This window comes from Amnibacterium soli (genome assembly GCF_039544415.1).
Classification (GTDB): domain Bacteria; phylum Actinomycetota; class Actinomycetes; order Actinomycetales; family Microbacteriaceae; genus Amnibacterium; species Amnibacterium soli.
Map to the genome: position 1 here is coordinate 1 of NZ_BAABLP010000015.1, position 777 is coordinate 777.

The following is a 777-nucleotide window of genomic DNA, read 5'->3' on the forward strand; positions in this document are numbered from 1 at the left end:
TGTACGAGAAGCAGTTCATCAGCGATGCGGTGAAGCGCAGTGCGTCGACCGAGGTGGATCGGCGGAAGCTGTTCACGATGCTGGGTGTGGCCGGTGCGGGTGCCGCCGCGGCGACGGTGCTGGGTGGCGGGGCCGCCAACGCCGCGCCGGTGGATGCGGCCAGTGACGCGGCGACGGATGCCGCGGTGCTGAACTTCGCGCTGAACCTGGAGTACCTCGAGGCCGAGTTCTACCTCCGCGCCGTCACGGGCAAGGGTCTGGACGAGAAGGACACCACCGGGCTGGGCCGTCACGGTGGCGTCTCGGGTGGTCACGAGGTGAAGTTCAAGTCCAAGATCGTCGCGAAGTACGCCCGTGAGATCGCTCGCGACGAGCGCGAGCACGTCCGCTTCCTCCGCAAGGCCCTCGGCAAGTCCGCCGTGTCGCGCCCGAGCATCTCGCTGGACGCGGCGTTCACCGCGGCCGCGCAGGCGGCCGGGGTGATCAAGAAGGGGCAGAAGTTCGACGCGTTCGCCAACGACACGAACTTCCTCCTCGCGGCGTTCCTGTTCGAGGACGTCGGCGTCACGGCGTACAAGGGCGGTGCGGGCCTGATCTCGAACAAGACGTACCTGGACGCTGCTGCCGGGATCCTGGCGGTCGAGGCGTACCACGCCGGTGCGGTGCGCACCACGCTGTACGCCGAGGCCGAGAAGAACCACGCGATCTACGGCATCGTGCAGAAGCTGTCCGACGCCCGCGACTCCCTCGACGGGAAGAGCAACGACGACCAGGGCA

At 68.1% G+C, this 777-nt stretch carries 1 protein-coding gene; it reads left to right on the forward strand.

The annotated features are described in order from the left end of the window. Nucleotides 1-777, forward strand: a 777-nt coding sequence (locus ABEA53_RS16900; protein WP_345482489.1) for a ferritin-like domain-containing protein, incomplete at both ends; no start/stop codon positions are given.